This window comes from Pseudoalteromonas xiamenensis (assembly GCF_030994125.1).
GTDB lineage: Bacteria > Pseudomonadota > Gammaproteobacteria > Enterobacterales > Alteromonadaceae > Pseudoalteromonas > Pseudoalteromonas xiamenensis_B.
Genome location: NZ_CP099917.1, coordinates 2,738,244 through 2,763,093 on the forward strand (window position 1 = coordinate 2,738,244; position 24,850 = coordinate 2,763,093).

At 43.7% G+C, this 24,850-nt stretch carries 17 protein-coding genes and 2 pseudogenes; 11 read left to right on the plus strand and 8 right to left on the minus strand.

Features of this window, described 5'->3' with window-relative positions; genetic code table 11:
- Positions 1–9: 9 nt before the first annotated feature.
- Both purU and NI389_RS12705 read right to left on the minus strand, forming a co-directional pair.
- On the minus strand, positions 10–840 hold the full coding sequence (purU, locus tag NI389_RS12700) for a formyltetrahydrofolate deformylase (protein ID WP_308360254.1): 831 nt from the start codon (positions 838–840) through the stop codon (positions 10–12).
- A gap of 90 nt (positions 841–930) precedes the next feature.
- Positions 931–4,352: pseudogene (locus NI389_RS12705) on the minus strand (PAS domain-containing hybrid sensor histidine kinase/response regulator).
- A gap of 422 nt (positions 4,353–4,774) precedes the next feature.
- Here NI389_RS12705 and NI389_RS12710 point away from each other — a divergent pair.
- The 11 genes and pseudogenes from NI389_RS12710 to NI389_RS12760 all read left to right on the plus strand — a co-directional run bounded on the left by NI389_RS12710 (position 4,775) and on the right by NI389_RS12760 (position 17,469).
- Positions 4,775–5,038: a DUF4212 domain-containing protein gene (locus NI389_RS12710; RefSeq protein WP_208842340.1), complete on the plus strand. Its 264-nt coding sequence runs from the start codon at positions 4,775–4,777 to the stop codon at positions 5,036–5,038.
- An 11-nt stretch (positions 5,039–5,049) separates the two neighbouring features.
- Positions 5,050–6,774, plus strand: coding sequence for a sodium:solute symporter family protein (locus NI389_RS12715; RefSeq protein WP_308362555.1), 1,725 nt, complete (start codon positions 5,050–5,052; stop codon positions 6,772–6,774).
- Positions 6,775–6,836: 62 nt separating this feature from the next.
- Positions 6,837–8,674, plus strand: a pseudogene (locus NI389_RS12720) (DUF294 nucleotidyltransferase-like domain-containing protein).
- Positions 8,674–9,306: an exonuclease domain-containing protein gene (locus NI389_RS12725; protein ID WP_308360255.1), complete on the plus strand. Its 633-nt coding sequence runs from the start codon at positions 8,674–8,676 to the stop codon at positions 9,304–9,306. Before NI389_RS12720 ends, NI389_RS12725 begins: the two are co-directional and overlap by 1 nt.
- A gap of 98 nt (positions 9,307–9,404) precedes the next feature.
- Positions 9,405–10,424 carry an erythrose-4-phosphate dehydrogenase gene (epd, locus tag NI389_RS12730; protein ID WP_308360256.1) on the plus strand — a complete coding sequence of 340 codons (1,020 nt, stop codon included), beginning with the start codon at positions 9,405–9,407 and terminating at the stop codon, positions 10,422–10,424.
- Between the two features lie 33 nt (positions 10,425–10,457).
- Positions 10,458–11,633 carry a phosphoglycerate kinase gene (locus NI389_RS12735; protein ID WP_308360257.1) on the plus strand — a complete coding sequence of 392 codons (1,176 nt, stop codon included), beginning with the start codon at positions 10,458–10,460 and terminating at the stop codon, positions 11,631–11,633.
- A gap of 118 nt (positions 11,634–11,751) precedes the next feature.
- Positions 11,752–12,816, plus strand: coding sequence for a class II fructose-bisphosphate aldolase (fba, locus tag NI389_RS12740; protein ID WP_208842344.1), 1,065 nt, complete (start codon positions 11,752–11,754; stop codon positions 12,814–12,816).
- 382 nt (positions 12,817–13,198) lie between these two features.
- The gene (locus NI389_RS12745; protein WP_308360258.1) at positions 13,199–14,149 is read left to right on the plus strand and encodes a porin; all 951 of its coding nucleotides are present in this window, start codon (positions 13,199–13,201) and stop codon (positions 14,147–14,149) included.
- 155 nt (positions 14,150–14,304) lie between these two features.
- A complete protein-coding gene (gene phoB / locus NI389_RS12750) occupies positions 14,305–14,994 on the plus strand; it encodes a phosphate regulon transcriptional regulator PhoB (protein ID WP_308360259.1) in 690 nt (229 codons plus the stop codon).
- A 103-nt stretch (positions 14,995–15,097) separates the two neighbouring features.
- A complete protein-coding gene (gene phoR, locus NI389_RS12755) occupies positions 15,098–16,414 on the plus strand; it encodes a phosphate regulon sensor histidine kinase PhoR (RefSeq protein ID WP_308360260.1) in 1,317 nt (438 codons plus the stop codon).
- Positions 16,415–16,500: 86 nt separating this feature from the next.
- Positions 16,501–17,469, plus strand: a complete 969-nt coding sequence (locus NI389_RS12760) for a PstS family phosphate ABC transporter substrate-binding protein (protein ID WP_208842348.1) — start codon at positions 16,501–16,503, stop codon at positions 17,467–17,469.
- A gap of 617 nt (positions 17,470–18,086) precedes the next feature.
- On the opposite strand, the gene purD is transcribed toward NI389_RS12760, so the two are convergent.
- The 6 genes from purD to prmA all read right to left on the minus strand — a co-directional run bounded on the left by purD (position 18,087) and on the right by prmA (position 24,810).
- Positions 18,087–19,373 carry a phosphoribosylamine--glycine ligase gene (purD, locus tag NI389_RS12765; protein ID WP_308360261.1) on the minus strand — a complete coding sequence of 429 codons (1,287 nt, stop codon included), beginning with the start codon at positions 19,371–19,373 and terminating at the stop codon, positions 18,087–18,089.
- Between the two features lie 16 nt (positions 19,374–19,389).
- Positions 19,390–20,211 carry a class I SAM-dependent methyltransferase gene (locus NI389_RS12770; RefSeq protein WP_308360262.1) on the minus strand — a complete coding sequence of 274 codons (822 nt, stop codon included), beginning with the start codon at positions 20,209–20,211 and terminating at the stop codon, positions 19,390–19,392.
- A gap of 95 nt (positions 20,212–20,306) precedes the next feature.
- On the minus strand, positions 20,307–21,893 hold the full coding sequence (purH, locus tag NI389_RS12775) for a bifunctional phosphoribosylaminoimidazolecarboxamide formyltransferase/IMP cyclohydrolase (protein WP_308360263.1): 1,587 nt from the start codon (positions 21,891–21,893) through the stop codon (positions 20,307–20,309).
- A 423-nt stretch (positions 21,894–22,316) separates the two neighbouring features.
- Positions 22,317–22,607 carry a DNA-binding transcriptional regulator Fis gene (gene fis, locus NI389_RS12780; protein WP_005491017.1) on the minus strand — a complete coding sequence of 97 codons (291 nt, stop codon included), beginning with the start codon at positions 22,605–22,607 and terminating at the stop codon, positions 22,317–22,319.
- Positions 22,608–22,609: 2 nt separating this feature from the next.
- Positions 22,610–23,590 carry a tRNA dihydrouridine synthase DusB gene (dusB, locus tag NI389_RS12785; RefSeq protein WP_308360264.1) on the minus strand — a complete coding sequence of 327 codons (981 nt, stop codon included), beginning with the start codon at positions 23,588–23,590 and terminating at the stop codon, positions 22,610–22,612.
- 344 nt (positions 23,591–23,934) lie between these two features.
- Positions 23,935–24,810: a 50S ribosomal protein L11 methyltransferase gene (prmA, locus tag NI389_RS12790; protein WP_308360265.1), complete on the minus strand. Its 876-nt coding sequence runs from the start codon at positions 24,808–24,810 to the stop codon at positions 23,935–23,937.
- Positions 24,811–24,850 lie beyond the last annotated feature (40 nt).

A 24,850-nucleotide genomic window follows, 5' to 3' on the forward strand; every position in this document is an offset into this window, starting at 1 on the left:
TTTTCATGTTTAAGCAAAAACCACCGTTTTATTGCCATTGATAAACACTTTCTGTTCACAGGCTAATTGTAAAGCCTTACAAAAAACGGTTTTCTCAATATCTCGACCAATTTTAGCCATATCTTCGGCGTTATCTGCATGAGTCACTTGAGTGACATCTTGCAAAATAATAGGCCCTTCATCAAGCTCATCATTAACAAAGTGTGCCGTTGCACCAATGATTTTTACACCTCGTTCAAAAGCTTGGTGATAAGGTCTTGCGCCGATAAAAGCGGGCAAAAAAGAGTGATGAATATTGATAATTCGGTTACTAAAACGAGAAACAAAATTGGGACTTAGGATACGCATGTATTTAGCAAGCCCAATCACATCAGGTTTGTATTCATCCACTAAATCACCCACTTTTTTATCGTGTTCTTCACGCGTCAACCCTTCATGTGAGACAACGTGGAAAGGCACATTGAACCCTTTTACCAGTGGTTCTAGATCAGGATAGTTTGCGATTACCGCAAGCACGTCGATGTTCATTGCTTGTTCAAACTGTTTGAGTAGCACCCCACCTAAACAGTGAGCTTCTTTTGTGGCGAGTAGCACCACCTTGGTTTTTTCATTACTGTGTAGCTCTACTTTACTACCAACGGGTAACCGAGCTTGCAGCTCAGTTAGAAAGCTATCACTTGGGCGTGTAGATAACTCTGTACGCATGAAAAAACGTGCGGCTTCTTTATTTACAAATTCCTGATTTCGGGTGATGTTGAGCTGGTGTTCGTAACATAAGCCCGTTATTTTCGCGATAAGTCCAACATCGTCGGGACATTCCGCGGTTAATACTATCGACATTTCCTCATTCCTTACCGATATAAACTGGGTTAACCACTATACGATGTTATATCGTCGATCGGTAGTGCGTTTTAAGGTCAAATGTCTGCCCTAATGGCTATGATTCAACAACGCTTTCAACTTCGCCGGTTTTACCGGTTTCGAGAGGTAATGGATACCCTGTGTCTTTACGTTCGTTTTCAATTCAGGATCTCGGACCGCGGTTATGAGGATAGCTGGAACTTCATGTTGCCATATCTCACGGAGTGTCTTGATGAGCGTCACGCCGTCGCATTTTTCACCAAGTTGATAGTCAACGAGCATTACATCCGGGGCCTTGTGTTGTTTGCCAAAGTCGATAGCGCTTTGCACACTTGAAAACGACGTAAATTGACAATGCCACTTTTGCAATAGTGTTGCCATTGCTTCGAGATTTTTTGGGTCGTCATCAATGATTAACACAGACAACTGAGGCTTACTTTCCACTGCACTTTTTAGCGTCACTTTTTGCTGCACTAGGGCATTGTCTCCAATAGGCACCTCGATACTAAAACGACTGCCTTTGCCCGGGAAAGAAGCAACATTTAGCGGAATGCTCATTAAATCGCATAGGCGTTTTACAACACCAAGACCAAGCCCGACCCCTTTGTTGTCCGATTTGTGAATCCGATAGAAGTCGTTAAAAATTTTCTGTTGTTCAACCACGGAGATGCCGGGTCCTGTATCCCACACTTCAATTCTAAGGCTATGACCTCGATGTCGACATGCAACGAGAACTTGACCGTTATCCGTGTATTTCACCGCATTTGAGACAAGATTTTGAATGATTCGACGCAGGTAGGTGGTGTCACTGTGAACGATATAATCTTTACCGCGTACTTTTAACGTTAAGCCTTTGTCTTTGGACAAGATAGCGTATTCATTTGCTAACGGTGAGAGAATATCGTGGATTGAAAAATGCCGAGGTGTAGGGCTCATTGCTCCTTGTTCAAGCTTAGCTATTTCTAATAGTGAAGACATTAAATGAACCGTAGAGTCCAAGCTATCACCTAACTTGTGCAACGTATCTTGGTTGTTCTTTGATAGCTGCGGGTTGTCTATCGACGCTAAATAAAGTCGAGCAGCATTTAGCGGTTGTAAAATATCGTGACTCGCAAGGGCAAGAAACCGCGTTTTGCTGTCGTTTGCTCGTTCAGCCTCTTTTTTCGCTTCAGTTAATGCTTTCTCAATTTCGACTCGGCTCGCAATTTGAGCTTGAAGATCTAAGTTAATGTTACGAATTTCTTGGGTCCGAGCTTCGATCCGATTTTCCAAATCCATGTTAATTTCTTCAAGCGCATTTTGAGTTGCGATGTGCGTTGTGATGTCTGAAAAACTCGTCACGAACCCCCCTCGGGTAGGGGATTTCCAATCATTTCGAACACTTGGCCATTGCGTCTGTGGCGAATAAAATGATGCGGTGTGCCATTGCGGATATGTTGAACTCGCTTCTCCACGTGCTTCTCTATTTCACCCGGACCACATTCACCACGCTCGGCATTAAAGCGAATAATGGTCTCGATTGGCATGCCAACTTCCAAAAATCCTTCGGGATAATTAAACATTTCGCTATAGCGCTTATTCCAAGCAACGAGGTGCAGGTCTTTATCAACAACCGAAATTCCATGAGAGAGGTTTTCAAGCGACGTAAACAATAAGTTTTGATTGAACTGTAGCGCTTGCGTGGTTTCATCGAAAATATTGACCACTTCTTCGAACGCCATTTGTTTACCAGATGCAACAGTATGAATAAGCGCTTGGGCTGAGGATGCGCCAAGTACGCCAGCGAGCGCACGCTCGCAATAGGCGATAAAGTCTTGTTCAGGTTGAGCGTTGTTGTCGCTAATATCGTGATTTATAGAATATACGGCAAGCACTTGTTGGCTACGTTGTACGCCTAAAAAGGTTTGTAGAAGAATTTTGAAATCGTAAATGCTTGCTTTAACGTGTTTGTTGAGACGCTTGGTTAAGATAGCCTGCTCTTTTGGACTCACAAACGCCGCAGCTTGTATTTTATCTATGAGTCGCTCATTTGCACCTAATGAGAAGCTAATGTAGCAAGCAACGTTAGCAAATAAGGCAATAAGTGTTCCTCGGGTGATGAGCGTTTGTCGAAACTCAGGATCGATGCCTCCCGTTGCATCAAGCACCGGAAGCATGAGGAACAGCATCCAGCAAATGACACCGGCGAGCAGTCCCGCGTAAACGCCATATGCGTGTCCTTTTCGCCAATACAGCCCACCGACAATGGCGGGGAGCAGCTGAGTTACTAAAGAAAATGCGACAAGCCCCATACTCGCTAAAGCCTCGCCGTGACCGAACCACTGCTGATAAAAATAGGACAGCAGTAAAATGGCGGCAATGGTAAATCGGCGTACGAGCAAAATTTGGGTTTTAAAGTTGCTCGAAATGAGATTACGTTTGAATTTACGTTTAAACAGGAGCGGCAAAACAACATCATTGGAGATCATGGTACTGAGCGTCAACGTCGCGACCACTATCATCGCAGTGGCTGCAGACAGGCCACCAATAAACACAAAGGTTGTGATCAGGGGATGTCCCTCAATAAGCGGGAGTGCGAGCACAAAGCTATCTGAGGAAATACCTAGGCCAATTGCAGGATGAATTGCAGCCGACGCGATTGGAATTATCATCGCTGCAATTAACATTAAGTAAAGTGGAAACGCCCAACGCGCGGTTTTTAAATGTCTTCTATCTTGGTTATCAATAACAGTTACATGAAATTGCCTTGGTAAGCAAATGATCGCGGCTGCGGCCATAAGCGTCTGTCCAATAAAATTAAAATTACCAAAATCAAAATCCTGCCAATGCGCCCATATCTGGGAATGGTCAACCTTTAACAGTGTTAGAACAGCAACAAATGCAACAGCACTAAGGGCTAAAAGTTTGATGATAGACTCGAATGCTACTGCGAGCATCAGCCCCGAACGGTATTCGGTGACATCGACTTTTCGTGTCCCGAAGAAAATAGCGAACATCGCCATTATGATAGTGCCAGACAAAGCGAGCATGGTCCCCGAAAGTTGAGTTTCTTGGCTTTGTAGCAGTAAGAAACTGCTGCTCAGCGCTTTTAGCTGTAACGCGATGTAGGGAATGGTCGCAAGTAACGCAATGATAGTAACCATAATGGCGGTGGTCTGGCGTTTGCCATATCGTGCAGAAATAAAGTCTGCGATAGTCGTGATATTTTGTTTTTTACTGACCAGGATCAGTTTTCGTAAAAAGCCTTGCCCGAACAGAAATAACAACGCTGGCCCTAACAAAATGGGGAGATAATGCCAGGCACTACTGGCCGCAGTCCCAACAGATCCGTAATACGTCCAAGAGGTGCAATAAATTCCCAATGAAAAAGCATAGACAAAGGGGTGGTGCGTAATTTTTTTAGCCAGTGGAGTTGTTTTATCCCCCCAACTTGCAAGCCAAAAAAGTAACCCTATGTAGCAAATAGCGACAAATAATAGTGCAGCCGTCATAACTTCTCTTTTTTATCGGTAACATGGCAACGTTGGTCATGTTAAGTCTCTGAACGCATAAATGTAACCATATCAAACTTATGAACAAAAGTAGTGCTTCACTCGTTGAGATAAATTCTATTTAAATAAACTGCATAAAATCATATGGATATGAGTCTTTTTCTCGTTGCTTATAGACTAATGTCGAATGTAACTTTAACTGGTCTAACCTTTGTGAAGCAAACAGAGTCATGTTTTTTAAGTGTATGTAATTTAAAGAGAATACAATATCAGTGGTCATGCCGGTTAACAGTTTACGTAAACGTAAATCAACTGTTACGACTAAGGTCTCAATTTCAATCAGATAACCTGTTGCTACAGTCAATAATGACAACTAATACCAACACAGCCTTTTATGGGTGAAGTGATAGGGGACAATAAAAATGGCTTTTAAAAGTGAAGATGACGCAAAAGCTTATTGGTCTGAGAACTTAAGTCTTGTATTCAAGTTACTTGCAATCTGGTTCTTAGTCTCATTTGGCTTTGGGATTTTGCTGGTAGATGTACTCAACGAAATCCGTTTCTTTGGGTTTAAGTTAGGCTTCTGGTTCTCACAACAGGGCGCAATCTATACCTTCGTTGCTTTAATTTTTGTCTACGCCTTCAAAATGAATGCGCTTGATAAAAAATATGGCGTAGATGAATAAGGAGCACGATGATGGATGTTCAAGGTTTTACGTTTCTACTAGTCGGTCTGAGCTTCGCGCTTTACATCGGCATTGCAATTTGGGCTCGTGCGGGCTCAACGAAAGAATTCTATGTTGCAGGAGGCGGTGTACCTCCTCTTGCTAATGGGATGGCAACAGCTGCCGACTGGATGAGTGCCGCCTCATTCATTTCCATGGCTGGTATCATCTCATTCGCGGGTTACGACGGCGGTGTTTACTTGATGGGTTGGACAGGCGGCTATGTACTTTTAGCACTGTGTCTTGCTCCGTACCTGCGTAAATTTGGTAAGTTCACAGTACCTGACTTTATCGGTGACCGTTATTACTCGCAGCTTGCTCGTATCGTGGCAATTTTGTGCGCTATCTTCATCTGCTTCACCTACATTGCAGGTCAAATGCGTGGTGTTGGCGTGGTGTTCTCTCGTTTCTTAGAAGTGGACATTGAAACAGGTGTTTACATCGGTATGGTGATCGTATTTTTCTACGCGGTGCTTGGCGGTATGAAAGGCATTACGTACACGCAAGTAGCACAGTACTGTGTATTAGTATTTGCCTACCTTGTACCTGCTATCTTTATCTCAATGATGATGACGGGGCACATTCTGCCACAAACCGGTTTTGGTGGAACACTAGCTGATGGCTCTGGAATGTATCTGATGGACAAGCTCGATGGATTGAGTGCTGAACTCGGTTTCGCGCAGTATACTGAAGGTTCAAAAAGCATGATTGACGTGTTTGCAATCACAGCTGCCCTTATGGTTGGTACAGCTGGTCTGCCTCACGTAATCGTGCGTTTCTTCACTGTGCCAAAAGTAAAAGACACTCGTATTTCAGCAGCATGGACACTCGTTTTCATCGCGATTGTTTATACAACCGCGCCTGCAGTGGCAGCGTTTGCTCGTGTGAACATGATAGACACTATTAACGGCAAAGATGGTAGCGGTACGCTTTACGAAGAAGCACCGGCGTGGGTTAAGAATTGGGAAAGAACAGGCCTTATCGTATTTAAAGATAAGAATGCGGATGGCAGAATGCAGTATTCAGCGGGTAAGATTGAAGATCCAAATAGCGCGAACGAAGTCAAAATCGACCGTGACATTATGGTTCTAGCAAACCCTGAAATTGCTGACCTTCCTGCTTGGGTTGTTGCATTGGTTGCAGCCGGTGGTATTGCAGCGGCATTGTCGACAACTGCGGGATTGTTGCTGGTTATTTCAACGTCGGTTTCACATGATTTATTAAAACGCACATTAAAGCCTGATATTAGCGACAAACAAGAGCTTCTCGCTGCACGCTTGGCTGCAATGGTGGCGATTGCTATCTCTGCATACTTCGGTATCAATCCACCCGGTTTCGTCGCTTCAGTAGTGGCATTTGCCTTCGGATTGGCGGCATCCAGTTTCTTCCCAGCAATTATCATGGGGATCTTCTCTAAACGTATGAATAAGGAAGGTGCGATTGCGGGTATGGTGAGTGGTATTACGTTTACTGCAGCGTATATTATCTACTTTAAATTTGTGAGCCCAGAATTGAATTCTTCAGCGAATTGGTTGTTTGGAATTTCTCCTGAAGGCATCGGTACAATCGGTATGGCCGTTAACTTTGTTGTCGCAGCCGTCGTGTTGAAACTAACCAAAGAAACGCCTGTTGAAGTACAAGAAATGGTTGAAAGTATTCGTAGTCCAAAAGGTTCGAGTGCAGCGCACGCGCACTAATCTCGACCTTATTCAACAGCTCGGTTTTGTGCCGAGCTGTTGTTGTTTTGTAGGGAGAACTCATGACAAGCGAAATACAAGACGTTTTTCAGTTTATTTCAACTCAAGCACCGTTTAATCAATTACAGGAATCCGCAACACGCTATTTCTGTTCTCACCTTGAAGTCGTTTATCTATCTCATGAAAATCAACAAGATTGGTTAAAATCAGACAATCCTCATTTATATCTTGTCCGATCTGGGCATTTTGATCTGGTGAATGGCAAAGGCGAATTGGTCACCCGTTTGTCACAAGGTGATTATTTCGGCTTCCCGTCTTTGCTGACAGGGGACATGATACAAAATCGCTTGGAAGTGCAAACCGCAGGGTTAGTGTATGTATTAACTCAAACACATTTTGATTTTCTAAGGCGAGAGTACAAAGCGTTTGAGCAGTACTTTGTGAGGGCGCACGCAAATCGCTTATTGTCCTCTCATTACAAGCAAAGTAGCGACAGTTGGTCTGAGCGTAAGATTGCGGAACTGATGACGCGCACAGCGGTTACACTGCTCCCTTCAGCGAGTATCCAAGAAGCGGCAAAAACCATGAGTGAAGCACGAGTATCTTCTATTATGATCACAGATGATTCGGCACTATTAGGCGTCGTCACCGATAGAGATCTCAGAAACCGTGTGTTAGCAGCTGGTGTCGATCCTCACGAACCGGTGGCATCGATCATGACCACTAAGCCAAAATACATATTTGAAAATAACCGAGTTTTTTCTGCGCTGCATTTGATGCTAAAGCACAATATACATCATTTACCGGTGCTGGATGAAGAGCGTAAACCGCTTGGCATGATCACAAGTACAGACTTACTGCGACAGCAAAAAAGCGATCCTGTACAATTGATCGGTAGATTATACAAAGCGGAAAGCGTGGTCATGCTAAAGCGTTACGCGGCTGAGATCCCTGATTTACTTAAACGCTTTTCCAATAACATCGACGACATCTCGCTTATGGGGAAATTACTCAGTGGACTTAGCGATGCATTGACGTCGAGACTTATTCAACTCTTTCAGCACGAGCGGGGCGATGCTCCTTGCCAATTTGCATGGATATGTTTTGGTTCTCAGGCCCGTGAAGAGCAGACATTGCATTCGGATCAAGACAACGGCTTAGTGCTCCCTAATACATTGAATGAAGAGCAAAAAGTTTATTTTAGTGAGATGGGGCGTTATGTCTGTGACCATCTTCACGAATGTGGGATTATCCATTGTCCGGGCAACATCATGGCGAGTAATCCCGAATGTCGAGGTTCGGTGGTACAGTGGGTCAAGCGATTCAACAACTGGATCACAGAGCCAACACCGCATGCAATGTTGAATTGCAAAATATACTTTGATATTCGGTTTATTGAAGGTAACAACGATCTATACAACGATCTTGTGCACGGCTTAACTAAGATTGCACGTAACGATCTTTTTTACGCGGCGATGGCAACCGACATCAACGCAAATTCCGTTCCGATCGGATTGTTTAACCAATTCAAGCTGGAAAAGAGTAAAACCACCAGTCGTTTTCTGGATCTAAAAAAGCGTGGGGTTGTGATCATTAACGATATTGCGCGGTTGTACGCACTAAAGGCTGGCATAAAACGTTCAAATACGTTGGAGCGATTGGACGCCTTGGCGAAATTCAATTTAATCAGCAAAAAGATCTGTTTGATCTCAAAGACTGTTGGCGATTTTTGACACAGTTGAGACTACGCACTCAGATCAATCAAGAAGGACTGCCAGGCAATTGCATTAATCCAGAGAATTTATCTTCTCTTGAGCGCCATCAACTTAAAGAAGCATTCTATCTTATCAAACAGGCCCAGCAAGCCTGCGCCTTTAAGTTTGCTCGAGGCAGCTTGTAATGGTCACGCATTGTATTCAATTTTTTTCCAAGTGGTGGCATCGGCAGCAAATGGCAAATCGGCAATTCATTGATTGTGATTTTGTTGTCGTAGACTTAGAACTCACGGGGCTTGATGCAAAACAGCATGAAGTGGTGTCCGCGGCTTGGTTGCCGATTACGAAACAATGTATTCAACTGAATGACGCCGTACATATTGTCAATAAAGACGTTAAGTCACTTGCGCAAAGTCCCGTTTTTCACGGCCTTTGCCACAATGACGTTGAGCAAGGTATCGATTTAAAGCGATTTACTGAACAACTTGCACACGCAATCGAGGGAAAGCTGGTGGTGTTTCATCACAGTTATCTTGATATGGCATTTATTCGAGAATTATTTAGAGAGTCAGGGATACGTGCACGGCCAGCATTGATCTTAGATACCCTATCGATTGAACGTCGCAGGTTATTGTCTCAAGGCCATGAAATTGCTTTGGATGATTTAACGTTAGAACAGTGTCGAACTCGTTATGGCTTACCTCTGTACTCGAGCCACCATGCGTTAACCGACGCATTAGCTACGGCTGAATTGCTCTTAGCACAAAGTCATCAAATTGGAAATTTAAAGTCGCTTAAACTTGGGCAACTCCTGTAAAAAGTTACCAGTATCCCTTACACATTTGCTTCAGGTCGATTACAATAGCGCCATCTTTTGGGTTTTGTTCCCGTTATTAAGGTGGAAAGACAAAGTTAATGGCTATTCGAGTCGCAATTAACGGATTTGGGCGTATCGGGCGTAACATTTTGCGTTCGTTGTACGAGACAGGGCGACAGTCAGAAATCCACATCGTCGCAATTAACGAACTTGCTGACCCCCAAGGGATAGCTCACCTCCTCAAATATGATACCTCTCACGGTCGTTTTAAATTCCCAGTTCAATTAGAAGAAAATGCTATCCTGGTTGCAGGTGATAGTATAGCGTTGTTTGCTGAAGAACAGCCGGCTAACTTGCCATGGAAAGAGTTGGAAATAGATGTGGTGCTTGAATGTACTGGCGTCTTTCATTCTCGCGCGCACGGTGAAGCGCATATCCAAGCCGGCGCCAAGAAAGTGCTGTATTCGCAACCAGCCGATAGTGATTTAGATGCCACGATCGTTTTTGGTATCAATGATGACGAACTAAAATCCAGCGATACGTTTGTGTCAAATGGCTCGTGTACGACCAATTGTATTGTCCCCGTGATTAAAGTATTGGACGATGCATTCGGTATTGAGTCGGGCGCAATCACCACAATTCATGCTTCGATGCACGATCAACAAGTGATAGATGCCTATCATTCAGATTTACGTCGTACTCGAGCGGCCAGCCAGTCGATTATTCCTGTAGATACAAAGCTTGCACGTGGTATCGAGCGTATTTTACCTAAATTTGAAGGGCGCTTTGAGGCTATTGCCGTGCGTGTTCCTACAATTAATGTTACGGCGATGGATTTGAGTGTCACGCTTAATACGGATGTGACGATAGATCAGGTCAATAATGAACTGATGAAAGCGGCGACAGGCCGATTGATTGGGATCTTAAGTTATACTGAAGAGCCGCTGGTATCCGTTGATTTTAATCATGATCCGCATTCTTGTATCATCGATGGTACACAGACACGTGTAAGTCATAAAAGATTAGTAAAATTATTAGTGTGGTGCGACAACGAATGGGGATTTGCCAATCGTATGCTCGACACCTCCGTGGCTATAATGGCCAAAACACGTTATTGAGTTAGTTACGTATCGTTCACTAAGGAGAAATCAATGTCAGTCATTAAAATGGCAGATTTGGATTTAGCGGGAAAACGCGTTTTGATCCGACAGGATCTGAATGTGCCGGTTAAAGATGGCAAAGTCACTTCTGATGCGCGCATTCGTGCATCGCTTCCAACTATTCAACTTGCACTTGAAAAAGGTGCAAAAGTAATGGTGATGTCGCATTTAGGTCGTCCAACAGAAGGCGAGTACAACCCGGAATTTTCAATGCAACCTGTGGTTGATTATTTAAACGGTGTGCTTTCACAAAGCGTTCGTTTGGAAAAAGATTATTTAGATGGCGTGGAAGTGGCTGACAATGAAGTGGTTGTCTTCGAAAACGTACGTTTCAACATCGGTGAAAAGAAAGACGATGAAGTCTTATCCAAGCGAATGGCGGCATTGTGTGACGTATACGTAATGGACGCGTTTGGTACAGCTCACCGTGCGCAAGCATCAACTCATGGCGTTGGCTTGTATGCCGAAATCGCCTGCGCAGGCCCGTTGTTAGCGGCTGAACTTGATGCGCTTGGCAAGGCACTAGAAAACCCAGCCCGTCCGCTTGTGGCAATTGTTGGCGGTTCAAAAGTATCGACTAAACTTACGGTATTAGAATCTCTGTCTTCAGTTGTTGATCAGTTGGTGACCGGCGGTGGTATTGCAAACACATTTATTGCTGCTGCGGGCCACCCGGTTGGCAAGTCTTTATATGAAGCTGATTTAATTGAAGAAGCAAATAAGTTAACCGCAGCTGCCCGTAACAATGGTGGTGATATTCCAGTGCCAACTGATGTCGTTGTCGGAAATGAATTTTCTGAAAGTGCGGTCGCAACCATTAAAGACGTCAGTGAAGTAACCACAGATGACATGATCTTTGATATTGGCCCTGATTCTGCGAATACGCTTGCTAAGATCATCGCAAATGCAGGCACTATTGTATGGAATGGTCCTGTCGGCGTTTTTGAATTTGATCAGTTTGGTAACGGTACACAAGCGATTGCCAATGCTATCGCAAATTCAAATGCGTTCAGTATTGCGGGTGGTGGTGACACATTGGCGGCTATTGACAAATATGGTGTTGCAGACAAAATTTCTTATATCTCGACGGGCGGTGGTGCCTTCCTTGAATTTTTAGAAGGAAAGCAATTACCTGCTGTAGCGATGTTAGAATCACGCGCAAAGTAAATCTATACTAATAACAGGCAACTCTCTCACTTTTGCCTGTTTTAGGGCTAATTGGCCAAAAAATTTAGTTATCCGTTCAAATCAGGTAACCCAGTTACCAAACTGTGGAGAAAAGCAAATGGCTTTAATCAGTATGCGCCAACTACTCGACCATGCGGCTGAGTATGGTTATGGTGTTCCAGCGTTTAACGTGAACAACCAAGAGCAAATGCGTGCAATCATGGAAGCGGCAGACCGAACAAACAGCCCTGTTATTGTACAAGGCTCCGCGGGTGCAAGAAAATACGCAGGAGCTGCGTTCATTCGTCACATGATTTTGGCTGCAGTTGAAGAATGGCCTCATATTCCAGTTGTAATGCATCAAGATCACGGCACATCGCCTGCGGTATGCCAACGCTCAATTCAACTGGGTTTCTCATCAGTCATGATGGATGGCTCTTTACTTTCTGATGGTAAAACGCCTTCAAGCTATGAATACAATGTTGATGTAACACGTCGTACGGTAGAAATGGCACACGCTTGTGGTGTTTCGGTTGAAGGAGAGCTTGGTGTGCTAGGCTCTCTAGAAACAGGTCAAGCAGGTGAAGAAGATGGCATTGGTGCTGAGGGTACGCTTAGCCATGATCAGCTTCTCACTGATCCAGAAGAAGCTGCGGATTTCGTTCGTAAAACAGGCGTAGATGCGTTAGCCATCGCGTGTGGTACATCTCATGGTGCGTACAAGTTCACACGACCACCAACGGGTGACATTCTTGCGATTGACCGAATCAAAGAAATCCATGCGCGTATTCCTAATACCCACCTTGTAATGCATGGCTCTTCTTCAGTACCACAAGAGTGGTTGGCCGTTATCAATGAATTCGGTGGCGAAATTCCAGAAACATACGGTGTACCGGTTGAGCAAATCGTTGAAGGGATCAAGCACGGTGTTCGCAAGGTAAACATTGATACCGATCTTCGTCTGGCATCTACAGGGGCTATTCGTCGTCACTTGGCAATGAATCCTTCTAATTTCGATCCACGCAAGTTTTTAGCTGAAGCAACAACAGCAATGACAGATATCTGTATTGCTCGTTACGAAGCATTTGGTACTGCAGGACAAGCTAGCAAGATCAAGCCATTATCGCTTGAGCAAATGTTTGGATTGTATGAAGCAGGCAAACTTGATCCAAAGATCAAATAAATACTAACTCAATTGAAAAGCCCCGATCAGGGGCTTTTTTTGGATCAAATTTATACTAACTATTCGTGTGTAGATCATTATTTTACTAAGAAAATGAACAAGCTGTTTATTTATTAGGCTCAAATAACAAAGACTTACGCTGAGTAGTAGCTAGAAGTTCAAAAGATCAATGAGTTAGGAAGAGTTGGTTGATAAAAAAGCGATCTTGCTTGGTAAAATAATGATCCAAAGTCGATCTGGTTAGTAGTATCGTGATCCTTCCTCATGTGGTTGGTAAAAAAATGATCTTTAGCTCAACTTGATCTTAATCCGCCAGCGTCTAAATTCAATGTAGGGATGCCGTTAGAAATATCCTCGTCATAATTGTAAAAGAGGCTGCGCCATGAAAAACCATCTCATTTTCGTTGCTATATCAACTTTGCTTTGTTCCTCGTCAGCTTTGGCTGATGATCTAGTCAAATTGTATGGACGAGCTAACATCGGGATCCAGTCCAAAGATGATGGTACGTCTAGTGTCGTATCTGCAGAAAGTTATGCTTCTCGAATCGGCGTTAAAGGAAATACTAAAGTTTCGGATTCACTTGAAGCGTTTTATGTCTTTGAATTTGAGGTGAAGCCAACTGAAAATGAGAATGATGGGAAGACCGCTGATAATCTAAGTGCGCGGTCGGAATACATTGGTGTTAAAGGTGCGTTTGGTCAATTTATTGTTGGTCGAAATGATACGCCCATGAAACGTTCTCAAAATTCAGCGGATCTAATGAATGATTACACTGGGGATATCAGCAGTTTGATGGTCGGAGAAAATCGTTTAGGTGACACCATTCAATACACCACGCCGTCGTTAGCGCACTTACAATTTGAAGTAAGTTATATTGCTAAAGACAACAACAAGCAAAATGGAGACGCAGGTATGTCGCTTGCTGCTTCCTATGGTGATCGCAAGTTTAAGTCTATGCCGTTTTTTGTGAGTGTGGCTCGAGACAGTAAAGTTGCAGGACAAGATGTAAATCGAGTCACCGTACAGGGGAAAATGGGAGCGTTAACATTGAGCGGGATGTATCAACAAAGTGAAAAAGTTGATACCGATGATAAGAGAGATAGCTATGTTGTGAGCGCATCCTACAAGATTGACGATTATAATCTACTTGCTCAGTACCAAGACAGTGAAAGTGAAGCTGGAAAAATGAAAGATTCAGGCACCGGTACTTCCATTGGGGTTGAACGAATGATGTCAAAACAAGTACGTATGTTCCTTTGGTACTCTCAATTTGAGCTAGATAACAAGCCAGATCAAGACCATATAGCGGTAGGGTTGCGCTACGATTTCTAGCTTAAATGGGCTATATGATAGCCCTTTTCTATTCATGTTTGGCTAAATAGTGAACAATTTTGTTTCTTTTCAAGATACTCGCTAGACTTTCATAAAAATGTCATAGTAAGTCATAATAATGACATCAAGTTCGGTAACGAAAGAGATTTGTCGTAATGTCACGTAGAGTACTTGTGGTGGATGATGAAGCACCAATCAGAGAGATGTTGGTCTTCGTCTTAGAACAGAATGGATTTCAGGCCATCGAAGCAGAGGACTATGACTCTGCGGTAGCTGCGATGGTTGAGCCATACCCTGATATGGTTTTATTAGATTGGATGTTGCCAGGTGGCAGCGGTATTCAACTTGCCAAGAAATTTAAGCAAAGCGAGTATACGCGACAAATTCCAATTATCATGCTGACTGCGCGTGGTGAAGAAGAAGACAAAGTGCGTGGACTTGAAGTTGGCGCAGATGACTATGTAACGAAGCCTTTTTCTCCAAAAGAGTTGATGGCACGTATTAAAGCCGTTATTCGCCGCGTATCACCAACGTCGCTTGAAGAGGCGATAGAAGTTCATGGTTTAAGATTAGATCCAGTTTCTCACCGAGTGACTTCTGCTGGAAACGAATTAGACATGGGGCCAACGGAATTCCGTTTGTTGCACTTCTTCATGACACACCCTGAACGTGTGTACAGCCGTGAACAATTACTAGACCATGTATGGGGTACCAACGTTTATGTTGAAGACCGTACTGTTGATGTGCATATTCGTCGATTAAGAAAAGCGATTGCGCCGCTTGGACATGACCGTTTAGTACAAACGGTACGTGGTGCGGGCTATCGTTTCTCAAGCAAACTTTAAACTGCTTTAGTGAAAGATTTTTAGGCTTTTTTCTTTTGAAAAGACGCACTAAGCATTAAGATTTGTGATAGACACTGCACTTGAGTGAAGGAACTCATCTTGTATGTACAAAGTGGTGACCAAACAGGCGTTATATAAGCGCCTGTTTTTGTATTTCCTACCGTTAGTTTTAATCGGGCTTTTAATTGGCGCGCCATTCGTGTTGCTATTTATTGGTGCATTCTCTTTGCTTCTATGGCATTACCATCAGTTATATCGATTGAGCGATTGGCTTCTTAACCAACGCAGTTTTAATCCACCTGAAGGTGAAGGTGCTTGGGAACAAATCTTTGAAGGGATTTATCATCTTCAGCATCGTAATCGAAAAAAACGCAATGAGCTTGCAGATCTGATCCGCCGTTTTCGTGAAGGTGCAGAAGCCGTGCCTGATGCCGTGATTGTATTGCAATTCGATCTTAGTATCGTGTGGTGTAATCAGCTCGCATTAAAAGTGCTTGGACTGCAATGGCCAACCGATCATGGTCAACGACTAGATAACTTAGTACGTGATCCAAAATTTGTACGCTATATGCAAACCAAACAGTTCGACGAGCCGCTTGAATTGGACATGGGACTCTCGGGTGAGCAGGTACTCGAATTCCGTGTAATGCCTTATGCCGAAACACAACTGATGGTCGTCGTTAGGGATATTACGCGTCTAAAACAGCTGGAACAGATGCGAAAAGACTTTGTGGCGAATGTATCTCACGAATTACGCACGCCACTTACCGTTGTTACTGGTTATTTGGAAATGATGGATGCGGACAACATGCCTCCACCGGCAATGTGGGAGAAAGCGCACACCACAATGATTGAGCAGTGCAAACGCATGGATAGCTTGGTTAATCAGTTACTCTCGCTTTCGCGAATTGAAGGGGCGCGTAAGCAGGATAAGGATAAGCCAATAGATGTGCCCAACTTATTGAAGATCATCGAAACAGAAGCTAATTCACTCAATCAAGACAAGCATCATAAGATTGAATTTAATATTGATGCGAGTTTAGACGTACGAGGCGCGCCTGATGAACTTCGTAGTGCGTTTTCTAATCTCGTATTCAACGCGATTCATTACACAAAACCAAATGGCCATATACAGGTAGAGTGGGCAGAAAAGAATGGATTGCCTTATTTTGCGGTGACAGATAATGGTGACGGAATCGCGCCTGAACACTTGCATCGGCTGACCGAACGTTTTTATCGTGTAGACAAAGCAAGGAGCAGAAAAACAGGAGGCTCCGGACTTGGTCTTGCTATTACGAAACATGTGCTGTCCCGTCACGATGCGTCGTTACAAATTAAAAGCGAAGTTGGGAAAGGCTCCTGTTTTTCCTTTTCTTTGCCACAAAGCAAGAAAGTAGCTATACCTAAAGAGCTGTCATAAAAGTGTAAAACAAAAGACATGTAAATGTCATTTTATGGCCGCACAATGGACTCGTTAAGTTAATGGGACACAATTGGAGTTACCCAATGAAATTTAAAAACCTTGTTGCCGCGATGGGTGTGGCGGTTACTGCGCTAGTTTCAACTCAAACGTTAGCTGTTGATCAAACTCTACCGGAATATCAAAAAACATCTGGTATTTCAGGTAACTTCTCGTCAGTTGGTTCTGACACTCTAGCAAACATGATGACGTTCTGGGCAGAAGAATACAAACGTATCTATCCAAACGTAAACATTCAAATTCAGGCAGCAGGTTCTTCTACGGCTCCACCGGCGTTAACAGAAGCGACGGCAAACTTCGGCCCAATGAGCCGTAAAATGAAGTCAAAAGAAATCGAAGCATTCGAAAAGCGCTATGGCTACAAGCCAACCGAAATTCGTGTTGCGATCGATGCATTGGCTGTATTCGTTCATAAAGATAACCCAATTCAAGGTCTTCGTATTGACCAACTAGATGCTATTTTCTCGTCTACACGCAAGTGTGGTGCAGACAAAGAAATTACACGTTGGGGTGATGTTGGTCTAGAAGGTGAGTGGGCAACTAAAGATATCCAACTTTATGGTCGTAACTCTGTTTCTGGTACATATGGCTATTTTAAGTCTAAAGCCCTATGTAAAGGTGATTTCCGTAATAACGTGAACGAACAACCAGGTTCAGCGTCAGTAGTTCAATCGATTTCATCTTCAGTGAATGCGATTGGTTATTCAGGCATTGGTTATAAAACGTCAGGTGTACGTACAGTACCACTTGCTAAGCAAGGTGATAACTTTGTCGATGCAACTCTTGAAAATGTTGCTCAAGGTAAGTACCCAATGTCACGTTTCCTATATATCTACGTGAACAAGCACCCAAATAAACCTTTATCACCAATTGAAGCTGAGTTCTTGAAGATGGTTCTATCTCAAGAAGGTCAAAAGATTGTTGAAAAAGATGGCTATGTGCCTCTTTCTGGCAAATTGGCTGCGGCAGAACTACAAAAGTTAGGTCTGCTTTAAGTACCAATCATGCTCAATAAAAAAGCCGCTTGTTTAAGCGGCTTTTTTATTTCAGTTTTTTGAGTAGCGAGGCCATATTTGTATAAATGGTGTGATACTTTAACTGTGGCAGTTCAATGATAATCAGGTTAGTTGGTCTTTAATGGAAGTTTTCGATATGAATAGACGTTCTGATTGTTAATTAGAAAAAGAGAAAAAGAATGTCGTGGGTACGTAAAATTTGCAGCACAATAATTGGTGCTGCACCACTCGAAATCAGTTGGGTATTGTCACTGTTAGCTAGATAAAAAAGTCTCTCGTTTCGACCCTAGCACGCAGCTTAAGATGTTAACCGCACAAGAACTTTATGGAAGAAACGCGTTTTCATGAAGACGCCAGAAATGGCGAGTGTAGCGTATTGGGTGGGGGATTTGTTTGGGCGTGATGGCCTTTTGTAGCTAAATAAAAAGTAGGCAATTCGCTTATGAATTTCGCCAAAAACAACTAACGAAATTACCATGTCTAAAACAATGATTACAGGGGAACACAGATCTAAGTTACAAGCTATACATGGATATTTGACCCAGAAAAAAAGGAAGCAGACGCTTCCTTGTTTAATTTAGGCATGAGCCAATAAATTACGTGTTTTCTCGTGCAATCGCGCGATATGCGATGTCAGTGCGAAATTCCACACCATCCCAGTGAATGTCTTTTACCAGGCTGTATGCGCGTTTTTGAGCCTCCGTTACTGTGTGCCCAAGTGCGGTTGCACAAAGCACACGTCCACCGGCTGTCACAACATGCTCACCATCTTGTTTTGTGCCCGCATGGAACACTTTTTCACCTTCCGCATAGTTAACTTGCAGACCCGAAATTGCATCGCCTTTAGGATAGTCACCTGGATAGCCTTTTGCAGCTAACACGACGCCTACTGCAGCACGAGGGTCGAATTTGATTTCGGTTTTATCCAGTTCTTCACGATTTGCAGCTTCAATCAATTCGACTAAGTCTGACTGCAAACGTAGCATAATTGGTTGAGTTTCAGGGTCACCAAAGCGGCAATTGTATTCAATAACCTTAGGTGTGCCGTCAGCGGTGATCATTAGACCGGCGTATAGGAAACCGGTGTAAGGATTACCTTCTGATGCCATACCTTCAACCGTTGGATAAATGACTTCGTTCATGATGCGGTCGTGAATATCGGCAGTGACTACAGGAGCTGGAGAATAAGCGCCCATGCCACCAGTATTTGGACCTTGATCATTATCATAAGCGCGCTTATGGTCTTGGCTCGTAGCAAAAGGCAATACATTTTTACCGTCAACCATGACGATAAAAGACGCTTCTTCGCCTTCTAAGAATTCCTCTACTACAACACGGCTACCCGCATCGCCAAACGCATTGCCTGCTAACATGTCGCGGATAGCATCTTGTGCTTCTTCCAATGTCATAGCTACAATCACACCTTTACCTGCGGCAAGACCATCCGCCTTGATAACGATTGGTGCACCTTTATCTTCAACGTAAGCAAGAGCAGGTTCAATCTCGGTAAACGTTTGATATTCAGCTGTTGGAATAGCGTGGCGAGCTAAGAAGTCTTTAGTGAAAGATTTAGAACCTTCGAGCTGAGCTGCCGCTGCGGTTGGACCAAAAATCGCTAAACCTGCTTCGCGGAACTTATCCACGACACCAATGACTAGTGGTGCTTCAGGACCAACGATGGTCAAACCTACATTATTTTGCTGAGCAAATGACAGCAAGCCGTCTAAGTCATCAACAGCAATTGAAACGTTTTGCAGTTTTGATTCAAGTGCAGTGCCCGCGTTGCCAGGTGCAACAAACACGTTTTTTACGGTTGGGTTTTGAGCGGCTTTGAACGCTAGGGCGTGTTCGCGGCCACCATTGCCAATGACGAGTACATTCATGGCGAAATTTTCCTATTTAGAGCTTTTTGAATTTGAGAGTCATACGATCGCTTTCCCCAATTTTGCGATACTTATCTGCATCTTCATCACCTAAAGCCAATGTTGGAGGTAAAGTCCACACACCTTTTGGATGAGTCGCGGTATCTTTGGGGTTTGCGTTTATATCGCTCGCTGCGACTAATTCAAAGCCAGCTTGCTTTGCAATACTGACAACATAACTTTGCTTCATGTAACCTGAACGTTTTTGTTCTTCGTCAGCTTTATCTTCTGGCAGACGATGTTCAACAACACCTAATATTGCACCCGGTTTTAACGCTTTATTAAACGCTTTGAACGCGCTTAATACGGTTTCATCGCCGTTCTTCATGTACCAGTTATGGACATTGCGAAATGTTAAGACTAAATCTGCACTTTCAGCAGGGGCGATGTCTAGGTGTGATGGAGGAGCGAACTCGGTTAACAACGTTTTGGTAAAACGGCTATCTTTCGCTATTTTTTCTTGAAAACTCGCCAATGAGCGTTGGTAATAGCCCACGTCTGAGTCTTTCGGGAAATGCGCCGCGTAGTACTGTCCGTGTTCTTTTAATGTCGGTGCCAATATTTCGCTATACCAGCCACCTCCTGGTGCAATTTCAACAACCGTTTGTGATGGTTTGAAACCAAAGAATTCAAGTGTTTCTAGAGGATGTCTGAATTCATCACGCGCACGACTTTTCTCGCTACGAGCTGTATCTTGGATTGCACTGGTTAATGTGGTGTCTGAGCTTTGTGCAAGAGCGGTGCTATTGAGTGCGCCAATAACTCCTATTACAGCAAGCGTTTTGAATGCGAATTTCATGGGAAGTCCTTCCTAGTTATGATTGTCTTTTGAGCAGCATACTGGAATTAGTCACAAACAAAAAGCGCGAAACGTTAAGTTTCGCGCTTGACTGATTAATGGCGGAAATGGCGCATTCCCGTGAAAATCATCGCCATGCCTGCTTCGTCAGCAGCAGCAATCACTTCTTCATCACGCATTGAACCACCAGGTTGGATAACGGCAGTAATACCAGCCGCGGCCGCTGCGTCAATGCCATCACGGAATGGGAAGAACGCATCCGATGCCATGACTGAACCAACCACTTCTAGGTTTTCATCAGCCGCTTTAATACCTGCGATTTTCGCTGAATAAACGCGGCTCATTTGACCCGCTCCAACGCCAATTGTCATGCCATCACGAGCGTACACAATTGCGTTTGATTTAACGAACTTAGCCACTTTCCAGCAGAACATCAGATCCTTAAGCTCTTGCTCAGTTGGTTGGCGTTTAGACACGACTTTAAGGTCATCAAACGTCACCATACCTTGGTCACGATCTTGGACTAAAATACCGCCGTTAACGCGTTTGATGTCAACGCCTGTGGTTTTCTTCGACCAGTCACCACACTCAAGTAAACGTACGTTTTGCTTTGCTGCAACGATTTGTGCTGCAGCTTCAGAGATTTTTGGTGCAATGATCACTTCTACGAATTGACGAGAGATAATCGCTTCAGCAGTATCAACATCAAGCTCACGGTTGAATGCAATAATGCCACCAAAGGCAGACGTTGGGTCTGTTTTGTATGCACGGTCGTAGGCGCTAAGAATGTCTTTATCAACAGCAACACCACAAGGGTTGGCGTGTTTAACGATAACACAAGCCGGTTCCGCGAATTCTTTTACGCATTCAAGTGCCGCATCCGTATCCGCAATATTGTTGTAAGAAAGTGCCTTGCCTTGAAGTTGTTTAGCTGTCGCAACAGACGCTTCTTCAATATTGTTTTCGACATAAAAAGCGGCATCTTGGTGTGAGTTTTCACCGTAGCGCATATCTTGCTTTTTAGTGAATTGGAAATTGATCGTACGTGGGAATTTGGTGTTTTCTTCTGACTCAGGGGTATAGTCAGGCACCATTTTACCAAAGTAATTCGCAATCATGCCGTCATACTGAGCCGTATGTTCGAACGCAGCAATGGCTAAATCGAAACGCGTTTTAAACGTCGTAGAACCATTATTTTCTGCCATTTCTTCCAACACACGATTGTAATCTGCTGCATTGACCACAATGGTGACGTCTTTATGGTTTTTAGCGGCTGCACGGACCATTGTTGGACCACCAATGTCGATGTTTTCAATCGCATCTTCTAAAGCGCAGTTTGGGTTAGCTACTGTTTGAGCGAATGGGTAAAGGTTTACTACCACCATGTCGATAGCAGAAATGTTGTTTTCTGCCATAACACTTTCATCTATACCTCGACGGCCTAAAATGCCGCCATGTACTTTCGGGTGAAGCGTTTTTACACGACCATCCATAATTTCAGGGTGACCAGTATAGTCAGATACTTCAGTAACGGTGATGCCGTTATCTGCCAAAAGTTTGCAAGTACCGCCTGTAGAAAGTAGTTCTACACCTTGTGCTGCAAGGGCACGAGCGAATTCAACGATACCGGTTTTATCAGACACGCTTAACAACGCGCGACGAATTGGACGATGTATATCCATGATGGTTACGATTTCCTCAATAACAAATTGTAGGGGCTAGCTTAGAAAGGCGTATTTTAGCCCAATTTGACTTGAAAAACGATGTTTTCAGGCGGCGCCCGCCTATCTATATTAAGATGAAAGCATTGCACGTGTATCAAGGCCTATGATTTGGAAGAGTGGGCGGGATTTAGCCAAACGGCTTAAAGTAGAGGACATGCTTGTTTTGTCGATGTGACAACGACTCAGAGCGGTATTTAATATATTGAAATAAATAACAATCACAATACAAAGGGGTGAACTTAGCGTCTGCGCAAAGATGTAATACACAAAGCTAGAGCTAGACAGGGCGTTTTGACAACGCTTTAACGTGAATATTTTTCAGGATAAATAAACAACAAAAGCACCCGAAGGTGCTTTTGTTATAAAGTCTTTGTGAACAAATTAGTTCATGCCGTACTTTTTCAATTTTTTACGTAGAGTACCACGGTTGATACCTAGTAAGATCGCAGCGCGAGTTTGGTTACCACGAGTGTACGTCATTACTTCTTCAAGTAGTGGCGCTTCTAACTCTGAAAGAACAAGATCGTAAACGTCTTGCACATCTTGGCCGTTAAGCTGTTTCAAGTAGTGGTGAACAGCTTTTTTAACTGCATCGCGCAAAGGTTGCGGTTTCTCTTGTGACTGAACATGAGCGTTAGTGATAAATGGAGAAGTCACATTTTGTTCGAACATCGTTATCTGTCTCTTTCTTTCTCTAGTGTTTCAAAGTAATTCTCTAATGCGTTGATCTGCTCATCTGGCGTCTCAATTGCATTAAAAACTCGCCTAAATTGACCTTCATTGTCATGAGCTTGCAAATACCAAGACACATGCTTGCGTGCGATACGCGCCCCCATAGGCTCACCATAGAACTGATGGAGTTCAACTAAGTGTTCCATCAAAATACTGCGAACTTCCGAAATTGGAGGTTCAGGCAGATGTTCGCCAGTTTGCAAATAATGGCCAATCTCTCGGAAAATCCAAGGACGACCTTGGGCGGCTCGACCAATCATGATGGCATCTGCGCCCGTATACTCCAGCACCTGCTTAGCTTTTTCTGGCGACGTAATGTCACCATTTGCGACCACAGGCAACGACACACTTTGCTTTACAGCTCGGATAGTGTCGTATTCGGCTTCGCCTTTATACATACACGCACGCGTGCGTCCGTGTAGGGCTAAAGAAACGATACCGTTCCGTTCTGCAATTTTAGCAATCTCAATTGCATTACGATTTTCAGGATCCCAACCTGTTCGAAACTTCAACGTTACTGGCACATCAACCGCACCAACCACAGATTGAATAATTTCTTCTACAAGCTCAGGAAACTGCAGCAATGCAGAGCCTGCTAAACGTTTATTCACTTTCTTAGCAGGGCAACCCATATTGATATCAATAATTTGTGCCCCGTTTTCGACGTTGAACTGTGCTGCCTGTGCCATCCAATCAGGATCGGCTCCGGCAATTTGCACTGAGCGTAAGCCTGACTCGTCGAGATGTACCATACGGTTTCTTGACTTGTCCGTGCTCCATACTTGCGGGTTCGAAGACATCATCTCCGAGACTGCAAGACCAGCTCCTAAACGCCGACAAAGTTCGCGAAATGGGCGGTCAGTAATACCTGCCATTGGCGCGACGATGAGGTTGTTTTCAAGTTGGTAAGGACCTATACGCACAATACTTCAACTAGCCTTCGTTCAAGGGGCGCTAAGTTTACGGTTTTTTTTGGAAAAATCAAAGGTTATAAATTGAACATAATTGCTTTTTTTTTGAACTTTTCGGGTTGACTTTTGGTAACAAATTACAAAGCTTGGGGATTTGTTCGAATATTAATCTTTTAGCGCGAAAAATGCGCTGAGTGGAAAAGTGTGATTTTAAAAATGACCAGTAAAAAAAGTGTAAAGCCTGTTAAATACAGGCTTTAGCTGTTACAAAGCACTAACTCTCACTTAGTCACCCACATTTCAGGAATGTGTTCATTGTCGACTAGCATATCCATGCCAATGTTTAAAGCGCGAGATTAACCTTTAAAACGACCGCTGACACGTGTCCATTCACCTTCTTGTGCGATAGGGTCTAGTTCAACAAACGGTGCATAAACATCCGCTACACTTTGTGCTTGTTCTTCTAAAATACCGGACATCGCGATACCGCCACCTGGCTTTAAGAAGCCTAGGATGATTTCATGCAGTTCTCGCAGTGGTTGAGCTAAGATATTGGCCACAACAACGTCTGCTTGGAACTCCGGTTGATCTTCGGGTAGGTAGGCTTCAATTTGGTCTGCTACGCCATTTCGAGCTGCGTTGTCGTAAGTTGCGGCAATAGCTTGTGGATCGATATCTATACCAATAACCCGTGCAGCACCTAATTTAAGTGCAGCAATACCCAAAATCCCAGAGCCACAGCCAAAATCTACGACGGTTTTGCCAGTTAAATCTTGTGCGTCTAACCATTTTAAACAAAGCGCAGTCGTCGCGTGAGTGCCTGTTCCAAACGCAAGGCCTGGATCGAGCAATACGTTTACTGCGGTAGGATCAGGGATCTCACGCCAACTTGGACAGATCCATAAACGCTCACCGAATTGGATAGGGTGGAAGTTATCCATCCATTCGCGTTCCCAATCTTTGTCTTCGAGTTGTTCAACTTTATAGTTCAGCGGTTCTGCACATTGCTCAGTAAGATAGGCAACCACTGCATCCATATCATGAGTTGCTTCGTACAGGCCGACAACAATCGTTTCAGGCCATAAGATTTTCTCACCCGGCTTAGGTTCGTAAATTGGATTGTTACTGCCATCTAGAAAGGTTACGCAGGGACATTCTGCTTCAACTAGTAAATCACTGATTTGATCGGCGGTGTCTCTTGTTGCATTGATACGTATTTGGATCCAAGCCATGTTTATACCCACTTGAATTTGGTTATCTGGATTGAAAAGA